Raw genomic sequence first — 19,381 nt, forward strand, 5'->3', positions numbered from 1 at the left:
GTCTATCTGGTCAAGGTGTCTTCAATGTCCGGCGACGTCGCCTGCATATGTCGGCCGAGGGACGGATAGCGCTCCGTCACCTTCTCCTTGATCAGCCAGGCGATGGACCGGTAGGACCAGTGTCCCTTCACACCGGAGCGCAGCTTGGCGATGTACTCGGCCTCCGCAAAATCCATCTTGAACAGGCACCGGACTTTGAAGCCGAACGGAATCGCATAGAGCGCGGCTTCCGCGTTGACTTTCCTCAGCTGCTCGATATCGGCCTGCACGGCATCCATCGCTTGCCGGTACTCTCCGTCGAGACCCGCCTGCACGAGCGGCTTGGGCGTCTCATAGCCGTGGCGGGTCGTGAAGTTCTGCTGGATCTGCTGGCATCGGCGATGCCGATGGAGATCGCGCCAACCGCCGATGTCCATGAGAATATCGAACGTCAAGGGATAGCCGCTGCGGAACTCCCTGATGAGTTCGTCGTACGGCCCCCTCCGGCTGAGCGCGATCTCGATCGTTTCCTGCTTCTGCTTCTCGGTCCAGTCGCGGACGACGGACAGGATGTGCCGATAGGGGGCTTGGGAGACACGGTAGAGGAGCGTCGCGACCACTTCGTCGCAGGGATCGTGCGGTTCGACCAGTTCGACCGCCTCCTGACTGCCCCACGAAGCGGCATCGTCTAGCCCGTTCCCTCGCAGCGCCTCTTTGGCGTACCGCGCGAGGTCTGTGTAGACGGCCCCTTGATACTCGCTGGACTTGGCGTGACGCGCCAGCGTGGGTGCCAGGGGTTCATAGGGGCCGGGTGCCTGCCCGGTCAACTCTCCCCAGACGTTCATCGGTGGCCGCTGGCAGGCGTCTTTCAAATCCTCTCCGATCATACGGAGCTCCGGCAATTGGGACGATAGCAGCCGCGTGATCTGCTTCTCCAGCGTCCTGATGCTGACGACTTGGCCGACGTTGGTACGGGAGGCAAGGGGCAACAGGTAACGCGTGACGTCGAAGGCCCTGGCGGCAATCGTGCGCTGATAGTCGCCGGGCTTCATCGCTTCCGGGCGCGGATCCCGCTCCGAGAGAAACTCCACGAGCGGACCATGCAGAAGGCGGTAGATCTCTCCGAGGCTTCTCAGAATTCCCTGATAGGTTCCTTCCGTTTCACTCCCGTGGATCGCGTCCGGCACGTACCACCCGCTCGAGGCGAAGTTCTGATACCGGCTGGATTTCGCCTGCCCGTCCCACACGGGTTCGTCCTCCAGGCGGATCGCCGCCAACTCGGTGATGTCTTCGAAGCAGACGATCACGTGACCGAGATCGGCAATGGACGCGTGACCGTAATCGAAGTAGAACTGCTCCCAGAATTTTTCAGACGAATGACCGTGGACCCATGCGATGCTGCTTTCGATGGAGTCGGGAGACCGGCTGTACCGGGCCAAGGCGTAGGCGGACTTTTCAGGCGGCATCGGGGCCACGGCGATCACGCGGCGGCTTGGACGGTCTGCACTCATGCGACGCTCCGGTTCAGGAAGAGACGGAAGTGGAAGGGAGCCACTATAGCGCTCCCCGTCCGCCCTCCGCAAGCGCATCGGCGTCCGCTCGCGCGTTGACTTGGCGGCGGAGCCGTCGCTATAGTCCGCTCGCAACGACGGAGAGCCACAGTACACGCATGATCAAAGGCATCAGAGGCGTCAAAGACATTTTGCCTGAGGAAACTCCTCGGTGGCGGTTCATCGAAGAAACCGCCCGCCGCTGGGCGGAGCGGTGCGGGTTTCACGAAATCCGCTTGCCGATTTTCGAGGCCACCGCCCTGTTCGCCCGCAGCATCGGAGCCACCACGGACATCGTCGAGAAGGAGATGTACACGTTTCCCGACCGCGACGGCACGCTCCTGACCTTGCGGCCCGAGGGCACGGCCGGTACGGTTCGCTCGTTCGTCGAACATAATCGGGGTGCCGATCCGCTCCCTCAGAAATACTATTATCTCGGGCCGATGTTCCGCCACGAGCGGCCGCAGGCCGGCCGACTCAGACAATTCCACCAGTTCGGTGTCGAATATTTCGGCACACAGGATGCCAGGGCCGACGTGGAAGTCATGTCGCTACTCTGGCGCTTCCTGTCCGACTTGACGCTGCCGGACCTGACGCTCGAGGTCAACAGCCTGGGCACCGCGGCGGACCGGGCCGCATATCTTCCGGTACTCGTTGCGTTCCTGAAGGGGCGTACGGACCGTCTCTGTGCCAACTGCCTGCGGAGGATAGATACCAATCCCCTCCGGGTCCTCGACTGCAAGGTGCCCGAATGCCGTGCCGCGACGGACGATGCGCCTCGTCTAACGGATCACCTTTCACCGGAAGCCAGGACCCATTTCGCCGAGGTGCTGGCCGGTCTGACGTCGCTCGATATCCCCTATCACCTCAACGCACGCTTGGTTCGCGGGCTCGACTACTATTGCCTGACGGCTTTCGAGGTGACGTCGTCCCACTTAGGCGCGCAAAACGCCGTCGGCGCCGGCGGCCGTTATGACGGTCTGGTCGAGACCCTCGGAGGACCCCACACTCCCGCCATCGGATTCGCCGCAGGCCTTGAACGCATCTCTTTGATGTTGCCGGATACGACGCAACCGGTTACGGTTCCCTCAGTGTACGTCGCCTCATTCGGAACGGACGGAGCGCCAGCCGGTATCCGGGTGCTGGATGCGTTACGGCGAGCGGGGCTTGTCGCTCAAACGGATTACCGCTCCACGACGCTCAAGGCCCATCTCCGCCAGGCTGATCGCGCACGGAGCCGGTGGGCCGTCCTCCTTGGAGACGACGAGGTTCGCCGCGGATCCGTCATCGTTCGGCACATGGGGACGAAAGCACAAGCAGAGGTGCCTTTCTCGGAGATCCCTCGCCACATTCTGGCTCAACTTTCACATTCCTAAGAGTCCTATTTTTTGGGTTGACTTCCTCTTGAAAACCCCGTACCCTCGCCCTTGTCATATCGTTATAAGCTTTTGAATAATAAGTGAAGTTATCTCTTCTGTTTTAAATTTTCCCGATGGCTGCTTAGAAGCTGGCTTACTTGTTATCCACACCCCGTCAGCCTCCGGTGTCCAGATAGTTTCTCATCGGTGATTTCAGATGATTCTCGTGATGTCCACGATTCCATCGGCGCTCTTCGTATGGTCCGTGCTCTGTATCCCCAAGCATGCGGTAACGAGGTGAGAGACAGATCGGTTGCATTTGGATTGGCCGATGATCTTTTCGATCGATGTGCAACTGGAGCAAGGGCTCTTACTTCCGAGATGTTCTCAGAAAGAAAAAATTCGTCGTCGGAGTCGGAGTAAGAATAGGTCCTGTGGACGACGAGGAAAAGAGATAAGTATCGACTGTGCAACGAGAGTTTGATTGAAGAGCCTGGTGATGAAGTTGGGGATTGACTCTGAGTTGACGGTGAGTGCAGAGTCAGCAACCTCTGGACCTGATACCCAGGGTGGTCATCTGCGTTCCTGTGATCGTGTATGTGAGAGAGACCGCATAGGTCGAATCAGCAGGCAAATATGTGGTTATCCACAGGTGTGAATAAGCCTGTGTATGGGTGATATCGCAGGGATTATGACTGTCGCGTCCGTGTGGCAAGAGGCCCTGGCCTATATCCAGGGAAAAGTCCCAAAACAGGTGTACGACACGTGGTTTACACCAGTCCACCTGGAGCGGATCGAAGACAGTACGGCCCAAATCGCTGTGCCGAATAAGTTCTTCGGAGACTGGCTGAGTCAGCACTACGGACCTCTGCTGGAAGAGGCGGTTTCCACGGCACGCGGCGGCGGGGAAACAGCCGTCTCATTCGTGGTATTCAACCGTTTGGCAGCCAAGCCGATAGACCCGACCGTCATCGAACAGGCCAGAGCCGTCGCTGGGTCCAAGCCCAAGCGCGGCATCCAACTCAATCCGAAGTATACGTTCAAGAACTTCGTCGTCGGCGCCGGGAATCAATTCGCCCACGCTGCCTGCATGGCGGTGGCCGAGCAACCGGCGAAGGCCTACAATCCATTGTTCATCTACGGAGGGGTCGGCCTCGGGAAAACCCACCTCCTCAATGCGATCGCGAATCACGTCGCAGAACGGACGGACTTGCGGATCGCCTATCTGACAACCGAGCAGTTTACGAACGAAGTCATTAACTCCATCCGGTACGACAAGATGATGGACTTGCGCAAGCGGTACCGGCACATCGATATGTTAATGATCGACGACATTCAGTTCCTGGCGGGAAAAGAACGGACGCAGGAAGAATTCTTTCATACGTTCAATTCCCTGTATGAGGCTCACAAGCAGATCGTGCTCTCGAGCGACCGCTTCCCGAAGGACATGCCCGACATCGAGGAGCGGTTACGGTCCCGGTTCGAATGGGGGCTGATCGCCGATCTCCAGCCGCCGGACGTCGAGACACGGATCGCGATTCTGCGCAAGAAATCAGAGGACGAGGGAGTCAGGCTGCCCGAGGACGTCATTCAGTTTCTCTCGACGACGATGAAGAGCAACATCAGGGAACTCGAAGGCTCATTGGTACGTCTCGGCGCCTATGCGTCGCTGACCGGCCAAGTCATCACGTTGGACATGGCCAGAAACGTTCTGAGAGATCTCATCGGCGACAAGAAGAAGATCGTGTCCCTGGAAGACATCCAAGAAGTCGTGAGCACCTGGTTCCATGTGAGAATTGCCGATCTGAAGTCCCGGCGGCGAAGCAAGACGCTGGTTCATCCACGGCAAATTGCCATGTATCTCTGTCGGGAGTTGACCGACGCGTCATACCCGGAGATCGGACGGCATTTCGGAGGGAAGGACCACACGACGATCATTCACGCCTGCCGGCAGATCGGCAAGGCGCGGGACACCGACAGCTCGCTGCAGGCGACGCTGGATGGACTCAAGGACAAGATCCTGCGCGGCTGATAGCCGCCCGGAACACTCGGGGAGAAGGGGATCATGAAGGTACGCATCGGACGCGACGAACTGCTGACGGGCCTGCAACGTGTCCAGGGGGTCGTCGAGAAGCGCAACACCATGCCGATTCTGTCGAACATTCTCCTGGAAGCCAAACAGGAAGGCGCCGAGATCATCGCCACGGATCTCGAGATCGGCATGCGCGGGCTCTACAAGGCGACGGTACAGAAAACCGGCGGCATTACCCTCTCCGCGCGAAAGCTTTACGAAATCATCAAGGAATTGCCCTCGGGCGACATCGAGATCACCAGCGGGGAGAACAACTGGACGAGCATCCAGGCCGGCAAGAGCCAGTTCAAGATCGTGGGATTACCCAGTGCCGATTACCCGGCCCTGCCGACCATCGAGCGCGAAGGGCTCATTCCCTTGGCCGGGGCGGGTCTCCTGGAACTGATTCGAAAAACTCTCTTTGCCGCCGGGGACAATGATGCCCGGTACATTCTCAACGGATTGCTGGTCATGCTGATCTCCGCCGACCGGAAGACGACGCTTCGGCTGGTCGGGACCGACGGCCACCGGCTCGCCGTGGCGGAGCAGGAGCTGGGTAAGCCGGAGGGCAAGAGCGTGCCGCAGGAGATCAAGGCCATTATTCCCAAAAAGGCGGCCCATGAAATGCGCCGGCTACTGGAAGAAGGCGGAGATGGGGAACCGCTGATTGGGTTCACCAAAAACCTGATGATCTTTCGGAAAAGCGGTCTGTTGCTGACGTCCCGCCTCATGGAAGGCAACTATCCGAACTACCAACAGGTGATTCCCAAGGAGAGCAACAGGCGGATCAGCGTGAATCGGCTGGAGTTTGAGAGCGCCTTGCGGCGCGTGTCGGTGCTCTCCAGAGACAAGGCCAACGCGGTCAAACTGTCGTTTACGGCGGGACGGCTGTCGCTATTCTCCAGCAGCCCCGATTATGGGGAGGCGACTGAGGATCTGTCGGCCCAGTACGAGGGGGAGGCGCTGAATACCGGCTTCAACGCGCGATACTTGTTGGACGTGCTCGGCGTCATGGACGGCGAGACGCTGTCGCTCCAAATGGACAATCCGTTGAGCCCGTGCCTGATTCAAGAAGCGGAAAGTCCCGGATTCAAATGTGTGGTGATGCCGATCAAGATCTGAGTCCGGCACAGCCGGCTCAGTGGGATGCAAGGAACCGGGGGTCTAGGACAGGGGATGGCCACGAAAGAATCTGACGAGATAGCAGGCGAACCGAGCTCGCGGAAGTCCGACAGTTACAGCGCGGACCAGATCAAGGTCCTGGAAGGCCTCGACGCAGTCCGCAAGCGTCCGGCGATGTATATCGGCAGTACCGGGCCGGATGGGCTGCATCATCTGGTCTACGAGGTCGTCGATAACAGCGTCGACGAACATATGGCCGGGTTCGGGGAAGCGATCGAGGTCACGGTGCACATCGACGGCAGCGTGACCGTGGTCGACAACGGGCGCGGTATTCCCACCGGCATGCATCCCACCCAAAAGAAGTCCGCCGCCGAGGTGGCGCTCACGGTGCTCCACGCGGGCGGCAAGTTCGAGCAGGGTGCCTATACCGTATCCGGAGGATTGCACGGCGTCGGCATCTCGGTCGTGAACGCGCTCTCAGAATGGCTCGAGCTGGAGATTTGGCAGGACGGCCAGGTCTTTGAACAACGCTATGAACGAGGCAAGCCCGGCGCGCCGCTGAAGGACACGGGGAAAACGAAGCGCCGGGGCACCAAGGTCCGGTTCAAGCCAGACGGACAGATTTTCGAGACGCTGGAGTTCAGTTTCGACGTGCTGGCACAGCGACTGCGCGAACTCGCCTTCCTCAACAAGGGTCTTTCGATCGCCCTGAAGGACGAGCGCAAGGAACCGGCCAAGGAACAGACCTTCCTGTACAAGGGCGGCATCGTCTCGTTCGTCGAGCACTTGAACGAAGCCAAGACCCCCCTGCACAAGCCGATCTATGTGAACGTCGAAAAAGAGAAGATGATCCTGGAAGTGGCGCTCCAGTACAACGACAGCTATGCGGAAAACCTCTTCTCCTTCGCGAACAACATCAATACGAAGGAAGGGGGCACCCATCTGGTCGGGTTCAAGGCCGCGCTGACGAGGACGATCAACAACTACGCCAATGCCAATGACCTTCTCAAGAAAGAGACGGAGTCGCTCACGGGCGATGACGTGCGCGAGGGCCTCACGGCCGTCGTGAGCGTGAAGGTCCGTAATCCCCAGTTCGAAGGGCAGACGAAAGCCAAGCTCGGCAACAGCGAAGTGAAGGGGGTCGTCGAAGCCGCCGTCAATGAGGCACTGGGAACCTATTTCGAGGAAAATCCTCCGGTCGCCCGCAAGATCATCGGCAAGGCCATCGACGCCGCCCGTGCCCGCGAGGCTGCCCGAAAGGCGAAGGATCTCATCCGGCGCAAGAGCGCGCTCGACGGAGGATCGCTGCCCGGCAAGTTGGCGGATTGTTCAGAAAAAGACCCGTCGGTCAGCGAACTCTACATCGTCGAGGGTGATTCGGCCGGCGGCTCAGCCAAGCAAGGCCGAGACCGGAAATTCCAGGCCATCTTGCCGTTGAAGGGGAAGATCCTCAACGTCGAAAAGGCGCGCTTCGACAAGATGCTCACCAGCGACGAAATCCGCACGCTCATCATGGCTTTAGGCACCGGCATCGGGCGCAAGCGGGAGGAGAGCGACAAAGCCGACAAGGATACCTTCGACATCGCGAAAGCCCGATACCACAAGATTATTCTCATGACCGACGCGGACGTGGACGGCAGCCACATCCGGACGCTGCTGCTGACGTTCTTCTTCCGACAAATGCCCGAGCTGTTGGAGCGGGGCTACGTGTACATCGCACAGCCGCCGCTCTTCAAGGTGAAGAAGGGCAAGGCCGAGCGGTATCTGAAAGACGAGGGGGCACTGAACGAGCATTTGGCGGATCTTGCCGTCGAGGACGTCGAGCTCTATTTGGAAGGGGCCCAGGGTTTCGTCACGGGGCGGCGCCTGCTGCCGATTCTCAAGAAGATGATCGCATTCGAAACGTTGCTCGCGCGGTTGAACAAGAAATCCCATGAAGCCGCGATGCTCCGGGCCTTCGTCGACGAGCCTGGGCTGGATCGGGATTTGCTGAAGAACCAGGAGACCCTTGTCCAGGTCGTGGCGAACGTGAAGAGGGCGCTTGCCCTGATCTTTCCCAAACTCGCGCCCACGCTCGACATCCTTCAGGACGAGGAACATCAATCGAACCGGGTGTCCTGCCGACTTCAGGCCAGCGGGATCGCCCATGCTCTCGAAGTGACCCATGAGCTGGTCGGCTCCGCCGACTTCCGGGAACTGCAGAAGCTGGCGCCCTCCGCCATCGGCCTCGGCCGTCTGCCCTACCGACTCAAGTCCAAGGGGCAGGAGCAGCAGCTCCATTCGACGGCCGATTTGGTCAAGACCATCCTGGATCTCGGAAAACAGGGGCTCAGCATCCAGCGGTACAAAGGACTGGGCGAAATGAACCCGGAGCAGCTCTGGGAGACGACGATGAACCCGGAAGTGCGCACGCTGCTCAAGGTCAAGCTGGAAGACATGACCGGCGTGGACGAGATCTTTACCATTCTCATGGGCGACGAGGTGGAGCCGCGCAGGAATTTCATTCAGGCGCATGCGCTCGAAGTGCGGAATTTAGACGTGTAAGGGGCGGGTCCTGTCGGCGGACAGCGCCGACAGGCTCGCTCCCCGGCCGGCTCACCATCTCGCCGGCGCGCACAGACGTGACGCTCTTTATTCATCGCGTCGTGCGCCCCAGTCCCCAGTGGGGTGACTTTCCTGCGCGTGCTCGGTGAAAGCCGCGTCTCGGCGAGGCGGGGTGGGAGGGTGAGAAGATCGCCCGTCCGCCGCCACCCGCGTCACGTCATTGAGGGAAGAAAGAAAAAGAATAGGAAATAGGAGTGGAAACCAAACATGCCGCCGGATGAACGATTAGGTCAGATCGCGATCGAAGACGAGATGCGGTCGTCGTACCTCGACTACGCCATGAGCGTGATCGTGGGACGAGCCCTTCCGGACGTCCGCGACGGCCTGAAGCCCGTGCATCGCCGCATCCTGTACGGCATGAACGAGATGGGCCTGGTCCACAATCGGGCCTATCGGAAATCCGCCAAGATCGTCGGCGAGATCATGGGCAATTATCATCCGCACGGCGATTCCGCCATCTACGACACGCTCGTGCGCATGGCCCAGGATTTCAACATGCGTTATCCCCTGGTCGACGGCCAGGGCAACTACGGGTCGATGGACGGCGATTCTCCCGCCGCGATGCGGTATACCGAAGCCCGGATGACGCGGCTGGCCGAAGAAATGCTGGCCGACATCGACAAGGAAACGGTCGATTTTGGTCCGAACTATGACGAGTCCCGCGTGGAACCGCTCGTCCTCCCGACGAAGGTTCCCAACCTTCTCATCAACGGAGCCGGCGGCATCGCCGTCGGCTACGCGACCAATATCCCGACGCACAATCTGGGCGAGGTCGTAGAAGGGCTGCTGCTGCTGTTGGAAAATCCCGACGTGACCGTGGCGCAGCTGATGAAGAAAATCCCCGGACCGGATTTTCCCACCGCCGGCTTCATCTACGGGATGAGCGGCATCAAGGACGCCTACGAGACCGGCCGGGGCCTGCTGAAGCTGCGGGCGAAGGTCGTGGTGGAATCGGAACAGCGGACGGACCGGGAGCGGCTGATCGTGACCGAAATTCCATACCAGGTGAACAAGGCGAAGCTGATCGAGAAGATTGCGGAGCTGATTCAGGATGACCGGATCAAGGGGATTTCCGATCTGCGCGACGAATCCTCGGCTCGGGAAGGCGTCCGTATCGTCATCGAGCTCAAGCGCGGGGAAATCCCGCTGGTCGTGTTGAACAATCTCTATAAACACACGCAGCTGGAGACGACCTTCGGCGTGATCATGCTGGCGCTGGTGAACAACCGGCCGGAGGTGCTGAACCTCAAACAGATCCTGCACTACTTCATCGAGCATCGCCGCGAAGTGGTGGTGCGGCGAACGGCCTTCGATCTGCGCAAGGCCGAGGAGCGGGCTCATATTCTCGAGGGATTGAAGATCGCCCTCGACAACCTCGATGCCGTCATCACGTTAATCAGGCGATCTCAATCGCCGGACGAAGCCAGGGCCGGCCTGGTGCGGCAGTTCGCGCTGAGCGAGATTCAGGCGAGTGCCATCCTGGACATGCGGCTCCAACGGCTGACGCAGCTGGAGCGCACCAAGCTGATCGAGGAATACGCCGAGGTGTTGAAGCAGATCGAATATCTCAAGTCGGTCCTGGGCAGCGAGGCTCTGGTGCGCAAGATCATCAAGGACGAGCTGACCCAGATCTACGAGACCTATCGCGACGAGCGGAAGACGCAGATCGTCAAGGAAGAGGCCGAGATCAGCATTGAGGATCTGATCGCGGAAGAGGAAGTCGTCGTCACGATTTCCCATGCCGGCTATATCAAACGCAACGCCGCCTCGCTGTATCGGGCCCAGCGCCGCGGAGGAAAAGGCAAGATCGGCATGGGCATCAAGGACGAGGATTTCGTCAAGACGCTCTTTACGGCTTCGACGCATGACGCGCTCCTGTTCTTCACGGACGCCGGGAAAGTCTATTGGCTGAAAGTGCACGAGATTCCGGAAGCGAGCCGCGCCGCCAAGGGGAAGGCGCTGGTCAATCTGCTCGCGCTTTCGGGAAACGAAAAGGTCACCGCCACGCTGCCCGTCAAGGAGTACCGCGACGACCGCTTCGTGGTCATGGCCACCAGGCGGGGCATCATCAAGAAGACCGAGCTATCCGCGTACGGCAATCCCCGTCAGGGCGGGATCATCGCGTTGGGGTTGGAAGAGGGCGACAAGCTCATCGCCGTCCATATCACGGACGGCCAGCGGGAGATTCTGCTGGGGACGAAACAAGGCATCACGATCCGCTTCAAGGAGGACGAAGTCCGGCCGATGGGGCGGACCGCCTACGGGGTAAAGGGCATCACGCTCGAAGAAGGCAACGAGGTGATCGGGATGGAGACGATCACCCCCGATTCGACCACCGCCATCCTCACCGTGACGGAGGGAGGCTACGGGAAACGGACGCCGGTCACGGAGTATCGGGTGCAGGGGCGCGGCGGCAAGGGGATCATCAGCGTGAAGACGACCGAGCGGAACGGCTTGGCCGTGGGATTCCTCCAGGTGCGTGACGACGATGAAATCATGATGATGGCGGCGCAGGGTAAAGTGCTGCGGTGTAAAGTCGACGACATCCGTGAGATCGGCCGCAACACGCAGGGTGTCCGTGTTCTCGATCTCGACGGCGAAGACGACCGTGTCGTGGCGGTAGCCCGACTTGCCGAGAGTGCCGAACGGGACGACGCGGCTGCAGACGACGGCGCACGGAACTGACGACCGGACCGTGACGCCGCTCGCGCCGCTCCCCCGCCCATGAACGATCCAAACCCACAGGTCATTCCCCCGCCTCGTAAAAAGAAGCCTCTGGACACGGTCGTAAAACTGGCACTGGCCGTGTTCTTCGGCTCCTTCGGGCTCATCTGGGGCGGGATGTATCTCAGCCGACCAGACCGTTCGATCCCGCCGTACAGCGTCGGTTCACAGGAAGGCACCGCCGTGGCCGTGCATGTTCCGGCTTGGACCAGCGACACGGAAATCGAGACGCTCATCCAACGGTTGCGAAAAGTCGGTCGCGAGACCCGAAACTTCGGCCCCATGAAGATCAGGCCGACGACGCCCGACGATCCGACGAGCCGCTATCGCCGGATCACCGTGTACATCTTCACGCACGACGCGTGGGCCGAGGCGCCGATTCTCCATGGATACCTCAGCGGGGAGGACCGCGAGATACGCGACGGATTCCGGCGGGCAATGCGGGGGTACTATCAATTGACCGACAGTGAGGACGAAGGACGGATCGGACCTCTGGTCGACGGGCCGGATACGGCCGCCACCGCCGCCTATTCGCGTCAGCTCTTCAAGGAGCCGCTTCGGCCTGGATCCTAGCGCGGGCCGGCACGGGACAGGGCGTCGGCCATGACCCGCGTGAGGCGCTGCCGAAGGTCTTCATCCTGGACGGCAGCCGCGTGAGCTGTAGCCTCGATCAAAGCCGCCTCGGTGGTGGGAAGCGGGTTGGTGGAAGACGTGGCGTCCACGGCGCTTCGGCTCGAAGGAATTTCGCCGACGCGCAAGGAGAGGTCCGTGATCGACCCGTCCACTTGCTGGAGTTTGGCCAGCAGCGCCGGCTTTAAGAACGTCAGCTGCTGCATCCAGACGGAGCTCCGGACGATGAGGTAGAGTTTTTTGAAGCGAATCTGATCCGGCCAGGTGTGGGAGGCGATCGGCTCCCCGACGATCCGGCCCCACTCCCGCTGAACGCGCAATTCCAGCAGGCGGGACTCCAGGCCCAACCGTTTGGCCAAGCCGGATAGGATGGTTCCAAAGGAATCGACTGGCCCCGGACCTCGCATCGTCGAATCTTAGGCGCGGGGCCCGGTGGGGTCAAGCCGGGAAGCGGAGTACATGGCATGGGACAACAGGACACGGAACGGGCGGTGGCGACGAATCGAAAGGCCTTCCATAATTATTTCATCGAAGAGCGGTTCGAGGCAGGCATTCAACTGCAGGGCACCGAGGTCAAGTCCTTGCGTGAGGGAAAGGTCAATCTCCTAGATAGCTATGCAAGCGTGAAAGACGGGGAGATTTTCCTCCACCACTGCCACATCAGTCCGTACAGTCACGGCAATATCATGAACCATGATCCGGTAAGGGTACGGAAGCTGCTCCTGCACCGGAAGGAAATCAACAAATTGCTCGGCAAGACGCAGCAGAAAGGGTTGACGCTCGTCCCCCTCAGGATTTACTTCACCAAACGCGGCTTTGCCAAGGTCGAGTTGGGATTGGCGAAGGGGAAGAAGCTGCACGACCGCCGCGACTCCCTCAAGGCGCGTGAGGCCGGCCGCGAGGTCGAACGGGCGATCAAAGAGAGAAAATAGATTCGCGATCTTCCCTCCTCTCCTCGTAGCATTCCAGACCCAGCTATCTGACGGTCCTTCAAGTTGCCAATTTAATAGGCTTATTTTGATTTTTATCAGCGCCCAAAGACTAACACTTGACTTAGTTCTAGCTAGAACTATCATAGTGAGTCATGGATGTCATATCGGATGGCGATAGGCTGGAACGCCGACTCGCTCGCGGCATTAATTGACGAGGAGGTGCGAGATGAAGGCACTCTTTCAAACCAGCGAGGACTGGACCGGCATGATCCTCCGGCTGACGTTGGGATTGGTCATATTCCCCCACGGCGCGCAGAAGTTGCTCGGCTGGTACGGCGGGTTCGGATTCTCCGGCACGATGGGGTTCTTCACGGAATCCATGCACTTGCCGTGGATCATCGGTTTCCTCGTCATCATTGGTGAATTCTTCGGCAGCCTCGGATTGCTGGCCGGCCTCCTCACCCGCTTTACAGCCGCGAGCCTGAGCGTCATCATGCTGGGAGCGATCCTGACGACCCATTTGCCGTACGGGTTCTTTATGAACTGGTTCGGCAAGCAACAAGGTGAAGGCTACGAGTACCATCTGTTGGCGATCGGCACCGGACTCGCGCTGCTGGTGACCGGAGGAGGCCGCTGGTCCCTGGATCGTGCCATCGCCGAGCGGGTATGAAATGAAGAAGGCGCAGGGCTCTGCGCAGGAAAGGGAGGCAGTCATGATGGAAGTGCGCAAGACCGTGACTCCGTCCGTCGACATTCGACGGGCCGCCGACCGGTTTCATACCCGGATCAGTTGGCTCGATTCGTGGCACAGCTTCAGCTTTTCCACGCACTACGATCCGGCCAACACGCACCATGGGTTGCTGTTGGTCAGCAACGACGACCGGGTTTCGGCCGGGACTGGCTTTCACACGCATCCGCATCAGAACATGGAGATTGTCACGTGGGTGCTGGACGGCGAGCTCGAACACAAGGATTCTGAAGGTCACAAGGGCATCATCTATCCCGGGCTGGCACAACGGATGAGCGCCGGCACCGGTATCTGGCATTCTGAAATGAATCCGCAGAAACAGAAGGACGTGCATTTCATTCAAATGTGGGTGGTTCCGGACACGACGGGTCTCGCTCCCGGATATGAACAGCTGGATATCAATGATCAGCTGGCCAAGGGAGGCCTGGTCCCTATTGCGTCCGGGCGGGGGCATGATGCGGCAATCAGGATTCATCAAAAGGGAGCCGTGCTCTGGGGCGGACGGCTGAAACCGGGCGAGACCGTGGAGGTGCCCGACGGCCTCTACAGCCACATCTATGTTGCCAGAGGGGCTGCGCAACTGGAAAAGGCCGAGCCCTTGCATACCGGGGACGCCGTCAGACTGACGGCGGCGGGAGCCCGCAAGCTGAGAGCCGACGATACGATCGGAACCGAAGTGCTGGTGTGGCAGATGGACGCGCCTGCTGATCGTTGAGCCGGGCCAGCCATTCGAGGAGGAAACGATGAAGGCGAATCTTGCAAAGGTGAAGCAGCTGGCCAAGGATCTTCGGAAAGACTATCCCCGGAGCCCGCGCGAAAAACTGGGTGGATATGTGATAGCGGCTCGCTCCGCGGATAAGTGCCGGGCATTTCTGCTGGACATGAACGGCGAATACAACTATTGGCCCTGCTCGCTGGCTTCCCAATGGTTTTCGTTTACCGGGATCACGCCCGAGCAGTTCAAGGAGGTCGTGGCGACCGGCGCGACGGACGAGGAACTTTCAAAATGGATCGAAGGCGCATCCGCGGTCAAAGACCCTGATGCGGTGCTGAAGTGGAACAATACGATGCGGGACATGAAGCTCAGCGAGATGAGTCTCCAGGCTCAGCGTTATCTGGAGGAATACATTCCACAATTCGTGCCGCCGCCGCGTCCGGTCTATGTCTGGTTCGACGTGTACGATCTGGAGGAACGGCGGTTCTCATGACCGCGCGCGCAGACCGGCAGTGGAACGGAGAAAGGAGTCAACGATGAACAGGCCAGCCGCGATCACGACTGCTCAGACAAAGGAACTCCGCGGGATCTATCACGCGGGGTCCCAGCATATGGTCGGCGACGGGTTTCCTGTGCGGAACATGATTCCGGGCGCCGGAGTCGAGGAGCAATTGTCACCCTTCCTGCTCCTGGATTACATGGGACCGGAGTATTTTCCGCCGACCAACCGGCGGCTGGGCGTGGGGGAACACCCCCATAGGGGATTCGAGACCGTGACGATCATGTATCAGGGAAAGGTCGCCCATCGCGACTCCACCGGAAGCGGGGGCGTCATAGGTCCCGGCGATGTCCAGTGGATGACCGCCGCGTCCGGTATCGTGCACGAAGAATTGCACGAAGAAGAGTTTGCCAAGCGCGGAGGCACGCTGGAGGGCATCCAGCTCTGGGTCAATCTGCCGAAATCGTTCAAGATGTCGCAACCCCGGTATCAAACCCTGGTGAGCGGGGAGATTCCGGCGGTCGATCTCGGAGGAGGCGCCGGCCGCCTGCGCGTCATCGCGGGCGAGTTCCGCGGACAGCGGGGACCGGCCAAGACCTTCAGTCCGGTGCATCTCTATGATCTGCGACTGAACGGGGGACACTCGATCGATCTGTCGCTGCCCGAAGGGTTCAATACGTCGGTGTTTGTGTTGCATGGACGGGTCGTGATCAACGGGACGCGACCGGCGGGAGAGGCCGAACTGGCTCTCTTCGGTCATTCGGGCGAGAGGATCACACTGGATGCGACGGAGGATTCGGTCATTCTCATCCTCGGCGGAGAACCGATCGAAGAACCGATCGCCCGCCATGGTCCCTTCGTCATGAATACCCAGGCCGAACTTGTGCAAGCGGTCAACGACTATCGCGCAGGAAGAATGGGACATTTGTCGTGAATAATCGGCCGCTGACCATCGAAGTCTATTCGGACGTCGTCTGTCCCTGGTGCTATGTGGGGAAACGTCGGCTGGAGCGGGCGCTGGCGCAACGGCAGGGCTCGGTGAAGGGTGAGATCATCTGGCGCCCGTTTCAGCTGAATCCGACGATGCCGGCGGAGGGTGTGGAACGAACGGCCTACCTCGAAGCCAAGTTCGGCAGCATGGAGGCCTTCAGGCGATTGGAGGAGCACGTCACGGATGCGGCGCGCGAGGAGCGGATAGCGTTTGCCTTTGAGAGAATTGCCAGGACGCCGAATACGTTTTTAGCCCACCGGTTGATCTGGTATGCCGCACTTCGGGACCGCCAGGATGAGGTGGTGGAATCGCTGTTCAAGGGCTATTTCCAAGAGGGTGAAGAGATCGGATCGCAAGCGTCCCTCGTGCGATTGGGCCGGCATGCCGGACTTGACGGTGCGGACGTCGAACGTTTCTTCCGGACCGACGAGGGAACCGTGGAGGTCAAAGAGGAAGAGGCAGCCGGTGGCCGACTCGGAATTCGGAGCGTCCCCTACTTCGTGGTCAATCGGGCGTACGGAATCTCCGGCGCCCAACCGGTCGAGCGGTTTGTGGCCGCGATCGATACAATCCAGGCGCAGCCGGTCACGGCCGGTGATCATGCGCCGGACGAGAGGTGAATCATGGCGGTCCAGGTCTACGGATGCAATCATGTGGTCATCGAGGTCACGGATGCCAAGAAGGCCGTGAAATTTTATTCGGACGTGTTCGGGTTGAAGATGTTGCGAGGCGGAGAAGGCGCCGCATGGTGCAAGCTCGGGGAACACCAATTTATGGCCATCTTCGAGGTCGAACGATTGCAGCCGGATCGTGTGAAGCATTTCGGCTTAATGGTAAGTGACGCGAAACAGATCCGAGAGGTCCGTCGCAAGCTGACGAAGAAGTACAAGCTGAAACTCCAGCCGAACTTCCGCTGCGACTTTCACGATCCCTGGGGAAACCGGATTCAGGTTGGCGACCTCAGCGACGAGTCTCTCGTATGGCTCCTCCCCTACCAGGAAGTTCAAAAGGCCGGCATTACGTTCGGCCGTTCAAGATAGGAAGGCCGTCTGCATGCCGACGTCATTGAGCGGGAAAGTCGTCCTGATTGCCGGAGGAGGAGGCGCGCTGGGCGGGACCATTGTACCGGCGTTCGTGCGATCGGGCGCGCGGGTCATTTCGGCAGACCGCAATCCGCCGCCGGAGCAGGTGATCGAAGGAAAGGCGATGAAGGCTGATGTCGCCGACAAAGCAGCCGTCCACCGTCTTCTGGAGGATGTGATCAGGACCGCCGGCCGTCTCGACGTCCTAGTCAATTTGGTCGGCGGCTTTGCCGCTGGTCGCATCGCGGACACGGATGTATCGCTCTGGCACCGCATGTTGGCCGTGAATCTCACGCCGGCATTCCTGCTCTCGAAGGCCGCGCTGCCTCACATGACGGCCCGTGGAAGCGGCCGTCTCCTGCATGTGGCGGCCTGGGCGGCCGTTGAGCCGTTCGACGGAGCCGGAGCCTATATCGTGGCCAAATCCGGACTGCTCGCACTGATCAGGGTGTTGGCGCTCGAGCTGAAGGGTTCGGGGGTCACGGTCAACGGCGTGCTGCCGACCACCATCGATACTCCGGCCAATCGCGCCAATATGCCCGAAGCCAATCCCTCTAGCTGGACCAAGCCGGAATCCATTGCCGAGCTGTTGACCTTCCTGGCTTCCGACGGAGCCGGCCAGATCAGCGGCGCCGCCATTCCGATCGGCGCACACGCGCCGTAGATCAGGGAGATACCGGTCATGTCATACGAACGTCGTGCCAACAGCCCCCTCGCCGAGATGTCCCGCGTCCTGCTCCGTCTGCATAAGGCGTTGCTGGACGACGAGCGGCTGGCCTACGAACGCGTGCACGGCCGGATCGCCTCCAACGGCGCATTCTTGCAGTTGGTACTGGGAGATCCCTGGTTCGCCTGGCTCAGGCCTCTGTCCCAACTGATGGTCAGGGTCGACGAACTCGACGAGAGCCGCGAACCGGCGGCGCCGGATGACATCGCCACGCTGGTCGCCTCGGCGCGGACGCTGCTGACGCCTTCGGAGGAGGGAGAAGGATTCGGCCGGCATTATTACGATGCGCTGCAGCGGAGTCCGGACGTCGGATTGGCGCATGCCGAGGTCAGAGCGCTGCTCGCGCGGCCGGCTTCGGGAAAGGAGTGTATCAAATGAAAGCCCACTATCTTGGCCATGTGGTGTTCTATGTCAAAGATCTGCAACGTTCGCTCACGTTCTACCGGGACCTCCTTGGGTTCAAGGAAGTGGGACAGATCTTCGACGGTGCGGCTGCCGCCCTCACGTCGGGCCGCACGCATCACGAGTTGCTGTTGATCCAGGTGGGCGACGCGCCGGGGCCTCCGTCGGGACGACGTCGAGGCCTTTATCACATCGGTATTAAAGTCGGCGACAACCTGGCTGAACTCCGGGCTGCAAAACAGGAACTGGAGCGGGCCGGTATTGCCATCGAGGGGATGAGCGATCATACGGTGAGCCAGAGTCTCTATCTCCGCGATCCTGACGGCAATGAAGTGGAACTGTACGTGGATGCCGATGAATCCCTTTGGAAGAACGACCCTGCGGCGGTCGTCTCGCCGATCAAGCCGCTGAGATTATGACGTGATACAAGCAGGTTTGGTACGCTTGGACGTAGTGAGGAGGTGATTCGGATGAAGATTGCTGTGATCGGGGCAACAGGCTTTGCCGGTTCGGCGATTCTGAAGGAGGCATTGGATCGCGGGCACGAGGTGTCGGCTATTGCCAGGCATCCCGAGAAACTGGCGCCGCATCCGAAGCTGCACCTCCGAAAGGGAGATGCGTACAACGAGGACGAAATAGCCGGCCTGGTCTCCGGACATGATGCCGTCATCAGCGCGTTCAATCCCGGCTGGACGAATCCGGACATCTTCCATCAACAGGTCAGGGGCATGAAGGGCATCATCAACGGCGTGAAGAAAGCCGGCGTAGCTAGATTGCTGGTCGTGGGCGGGGCCGGCAGCCTTGAAGTGAAGCCCGGCGTACAGTCCGTGGATCTTCCGGAATTCCCCGACGAATACAAACAGGGCGCGCTGGCCACACGCGAGGCGCTCCATCTACTCCGGAATGAACCGACCCTCCAATGGTCCTTCCTTTCTCCTTCGGCGGATTTATCGCCGGGAGCGCGCACCGGCGTCTTTCGCCTGGGAACCGACCAGCTATTGCGCGATGCAAACGGCGCGAGCCGCATCTCGGTCGAGGACTATGCCGTGGCGATGATCGACGAACTGGAACGGCCCGCCCATATCCGGAGCCGCTTCACCGTCGGCTATTAGGCCGTGGTTGCGCGCCGTGTCCGGCCTGCCGGCGTGAGAGTGTCGAGCAACCACGACGAGAGTCAACGAATCAAGGTCTTGCTCGCGAGCCCCCTCCTCTTTATCATCGCCTCAAAGTGATCATGAACGTCCCTC

Annotated in this window: 19 protein-coding genes; 17 read left to right on the forward strand and 2 right to left on the reverse strand. The window is 60.2% G+C overall.

The features are described from left to right. Positions 1-2: 2 nt before the first annotated feature. Positions 3-1,490 (reverse strand): FAD-dependent thymidylate synthase, encoded by a 1,488-nt coding sequence (locus tag NSJP_RS04575; protein WP_197685478.1) that lies wholly within the window; start codon positions 1,488-1,490, stop codon positions 3-5. A gap of 158 nt (positions 1,491-1,648) precedes the next feature. Between NSJP_RS04575 and hisS the strand changes: the two genes are divergently transcribed. From hisS to NSJP_RS04605, 6 genes are all read left to right on the forward strand, one after another. Next, positions 1,649-2,905: a histidine--tRNA ligase gene (gene hisS / locus NSJP_RS04580; RefSeq protein WP_080885750.1), complete on the forward strand. Its 1,257-nt coding sequence runs from the start codon at positions 1,649-1,651 to the stop codon at positions 2,903-2,905. 652 nt (positions 2,906-3,557) lie between these two features. Continuing rightward, a complete protein-coding gene (gene dnaA, locus NSJP_RS04585; RefSeq protein ID WP_269457712.1) occupies positions 3,558-4,919 on the forward strand; it encodes a chromosomal replication initiator protein DnaA in 1,362 nt (453 codons plus the stop codon). A 33-nt stretch (positions 4,920-4,952) separates the two neighbouring features. Beyond that, on the forward strand, positions 4,953-6,080 hold the full coding sequence (dnaN, locus tag NSJP_RS04590) for a DNA polymerase III subunit beta (RefSeq protein WP_080885752.1): 1,128 nt from the start codon (positions 4,953-4,955) through the stop codon (positions 6,078-6,080). Positions 6,081-6,134: 54 nt separating this feature from the next. Continuing rightward, positions 6,135-8,624 carry a DNA topoisomerase (ATP-hydrolyzing) subunit B gene (gene gyrB, locus NSJP_RS04595; protein ID WP_080885753.1) on the forward strand — a complete coding sequence of 830 codons (2,490 nt, stop codon included), beginning with the start codon at positions 6,135-6,137 and terminating at the stop codon, positions 8,622-8,624. 267 nt (positions 8,625-8,891) lie between these two features. Continuing rightward, positions 8,892-11,369, forward strand: a complete 2,478-nt coding sequence (gene gyrA, locus NSJP_RS04600) for a DNA gyrase subunit A (protein ID WP_080885754.1) — start codon at positions 8,892-8,894, stop codon at positions 11,367-11,369. A gap of 39 nt (positions 11,370-11,408) precedes the next feature. Continuing rightward, entirely contained in the window at positions 11,409-11,981 is a 573-nt protein-coding gene (locus tag NSJP_RS04605; RefSeq protein WP_080885755.1) for a hypothetical protein, read from the forward strand. On the opposite strand, the gene NSJP_RS04610 is transcribed toward NSJP_RS04605, so the two are convergent. Then, positions 11,978-12,445 carry a DUF721 domain-containing protein gene (locus NSJP_RS04610; protein ID WP_080885756.1) on the reverse strand — a complete coding sequence of 156 codons (468 nt, stop codon included), beginning with the start codon at positions 12,443-12,445 and terminating at the stop codon, positions 11,978-11,980. The genes NSJP_RS04605 and NSJP_RS04610 overlap by 4 nt on opposite strands. A gap of 57 nt (positions 12,446-12,502) precedes the next feature. On the opposite strand from NSJP_RS04610, the gene smpB reads away from it, so the two are divergent. From smpB to NSJP_RS04665, 11 genes are all read left to right on the forward strand, one after another. Further along, on the forward strand, positions 12,503-12,970 hold the full coding sequence (smpB, locus tag NSJP_RS04615; RefSeq protein WP_080885757.1) for an SsrA-binding protein SmpB: 468 nt from the start codon (positions 12,503-12,505) through the stop codon (positions 12,968-12,970). 226 nt (positions 12,971-13,196) lie between these two features. Beyond that, positions 13,197-13,640 (forward strand): DoxX family protein, encoded by a 444-nt coding sequence (locus NSJP_RS04620; RefSeq protein WP_080885758.1) that lies wholly within the window; start codon positions 13,197-13,199, stop codon positions 13,638-13,640. Positions 13,641-13,683: 43 nt separating this feature from the next. Then, positions 13,684-14,433 carry a pirin family protein gene (locus NSJP_RS04625; RefSeq protein WP_197685479.1) on the forward strand — a complete coding sequence of 250 codons (750 nt, stop codon included), beginning with the start codon at positions 13,684-13,686 and terminating at the stop codon, positions 14,431-14,433. 28 nt (positions 14,434-14,461) lie between these two features. Continuing rightward, positions 14,462-14,926 (forward strand): DUF5069 domain-containing protein, encoded by a 465-nt coding sequence (locus tag NSJP_RS04630; RefSeq protein WP_080885759.1) that lies wholly within the window; start codon positions 14,462-14,464, stop codon positions 14,924-14,926. Positions 14,927-14,969: 43 nt separating this feature from the next. Further along, the gene (locus tag NSJP_RS04635; protein WP_080885760.1) at positions 14,970-15,866 is read left to right on the forward strand and encodes a pirin family protein; all 897 of its coding nucleotides are present in this window, start codon (positions 14,970-14,972) and stop codon (positions 15,864-15,866) included. Further along, positions 15,863-16,543: a DsbA family oxidoreductase gene (locus NSJP_RS04640; protein WP_080885761.1), complete on the forward strand. Its 681-nt coding sequence runs from the start codon at positions 15,863-15,865 to the stop codon at positions 16,541-16,543. Before NSJP_RS04635 ends, NSJP_RS04640 begins: the two co-directional genes overlap by 4 nt. A gap of 3 nt (positions 16,544-16,546) precedes the next feature. Next, positions 16,547-16,963 carry a VOC family protein gene (locus tag NSJP_RS04645; protein ID WP_080885762.1) on the forward strand — a complete coding sequence of 139 codons (417 nt, stop codon included), beginning with the start codon at positions 16,547-16,549 and terminating at the stop codon, positions 16,961-16,963. Positions 16,964-16,976: 13 nt separating this feature from the next. Beyond that, positions 16,977-17,669, forward strand: a complete 693-nt coding sequence (locus NSJP_RS04650) for an SDR family oxidoreductase (protein ID WP_080885763.1) — start codon at positions 16,977-16,979, stop codon at positions 17,667-17,669. An 18-nt stretch (positions 17,670-17,687) separates the two neighbouring features. Next, positions 17,688-18,110, forward strand: coding sequence for a hypothetical protein (locus NSJP_RS04655; protein ID WP_080885764.1), 423 nt, complete (start codon positions 17,688-17,690; stop codon positions 18,108-18,110). After that, positions 18,107-18,553 carry a VOC family protein gene (locus tag NSJP_RS04660; protein WP_080885765.1) on the forward strand — a complete coding sequence of 149 codons (447 nt, stop codon included), beginning with the start codon at positions 18,107-18,109 and terminating at the stop codon, positions 18,551-18,553. Before NSJP_RS04655 ends, NSJP_RS04660 begins: the two co-directional genes overlap by 4 nt. A 51-nt stretch (positions 18,554-18,604) precedes the next feature. After that, positions 18,605-19,246, forward strand: coding sequence for an NAD(P)-dependent oxidoreductase (locus NSJP_RS04665; RefSeq protein ID WP_080885766.1), 642 nt, complete (start codon positions 18,605-18,607; stop codon positions 19,244-19,246). Positions 19,247-19,381: the final 135 nt, after the last annotated feature.

Source organism: Nitrospira japonica, from assembly GCF_900169565.1.
GTDB lineage: Bacteria > Nitrospirota > Nitrospiria > Nitrospirales > Nitrospiraceae > Nitrospira_C > Nitrospira_C japonica_A.

Bases quoted from the DNA above. Each gene is read 5' to 3' on its own strand.
- NSJP_RS04575 (WP_197685478.1), bottom strand. From the start codon at position 1,490: ATGAGTGCAGACCGTCCAAGCCGCCGCGTGATCGCCGTGGCCCCGATG.
- hisS (WP_080885750.1), top strand. From the start codon at position 1,649: ATGATCAAAGGCATCAGAGGCGTCAAAGACATTTTGCCTGAGGAAACT.
- dnaA (WP_269457712.1), top strand. From the start codon at position 3,558: ATGGGTGATATCGCAGGGATTATGACTGTCGCGTCCGTGTGGCAAGAG.
- dnaN (WP_080885752.1), top strand. From the start codon at position 4,953: ATGAAGGTACGCATCGGACGCGACGAACTGCTGACGGGCCTGCAACGT.
- gyrB (WP_080885753.1), top strand. From the start codon at position 6,135: ATGGCCACGAAAGAATCTGACGAGATAGCAGGCGAACCGAGCTCGCGG.
- gyrA (WP_080885754.1), top strand. From the start codon at position 8,892: ATGCCGCCGGATGAACGATTAGGTCAGATCGCGATCGAAGACGAGATG.
- NSJP_RS04605 (WP_080885755.1), top strand. From the start codon at position 11,409: ATGAACGATCCAAACCCACAGGTCATTCCCCCGCCTCGTAAAAAGAAG.
- NSJP_RS04610 (WP_080885756.1), bottom strand. From the start codon at position 12,445: ATGCGAGGTCCGGGGCCAGTCGATTCCTTTGGAACCATCCTATCCGGC.
- smpB (WP_080885757.1), top strand. From the start codon at position 12,503: ATGGGACAACAGGACACGGAACGGGCGGTGGCGACGAATCGAAAGGCC.
- NSJP_RS04620 (WP_080885758.1), top strand. From the start codon at position 13,197: ATGAAGGCACTCTTTCAAACCAGCGAGGACTGGACCGGCATGATCCTC.
- NSJP_RS04625 (WP_197685479.1), top strand. From the start codon at position 13,684: ATGATGGAAGTGCGCAAGACCGTGACTCCGTCCGTCGACATTCGACGG.
- NSJP_RS04630 (WP_080885759.1), top strand. From the start codon at position 14,462: ATGAAGGCGAATCTTGCAAAGGTGAAGCAGCTGGCCAAGGATCTTCGG.
- NSJP_RS04635 (WP_080885760.1), top strand. From the start codon at position 14,970: ATGAACAGGCCAGCCGCGATCACGACTGCTCAGACAAAGGAACTCCGC.
- NSJP_RS04645 (WP_080885762.1), top strand. From the start codon at position 16,547: ATGGCGGTCCAGGTCTACGGATGCAATCATGTGGTCATCGAGGTCACG.
- NSJP_RS04650 (WP_080885763.1), top strand. From the start codon at position 16,977: ATGCCGACGTCATTGAGCGGGAAAGTCGTCCTGATTGCCGGAGGAGGA.
- NSJP_RS04655 (WP_080885764.1), top strand. From the start codon at position 17,688: ATGTCATACGAACGTCGTGCCAACAGCCCCCTCGCCGAGATGTCCCGC.
- NSJP_RS04660 (WP_080885765.1), top strand. From the start codon at position 18,107: ATGAAAGCCCACTATCTTGGCCATGTGGTGTTCTATGTCAAAGATCTG.
- NSJP_RS04665 (WP_080885766.1), top strand. From the start codon at position 18,605: ATGAAGATTGCTGTGATCGGGGCAACAGGCTTTGCCGGTTCGGCGATT.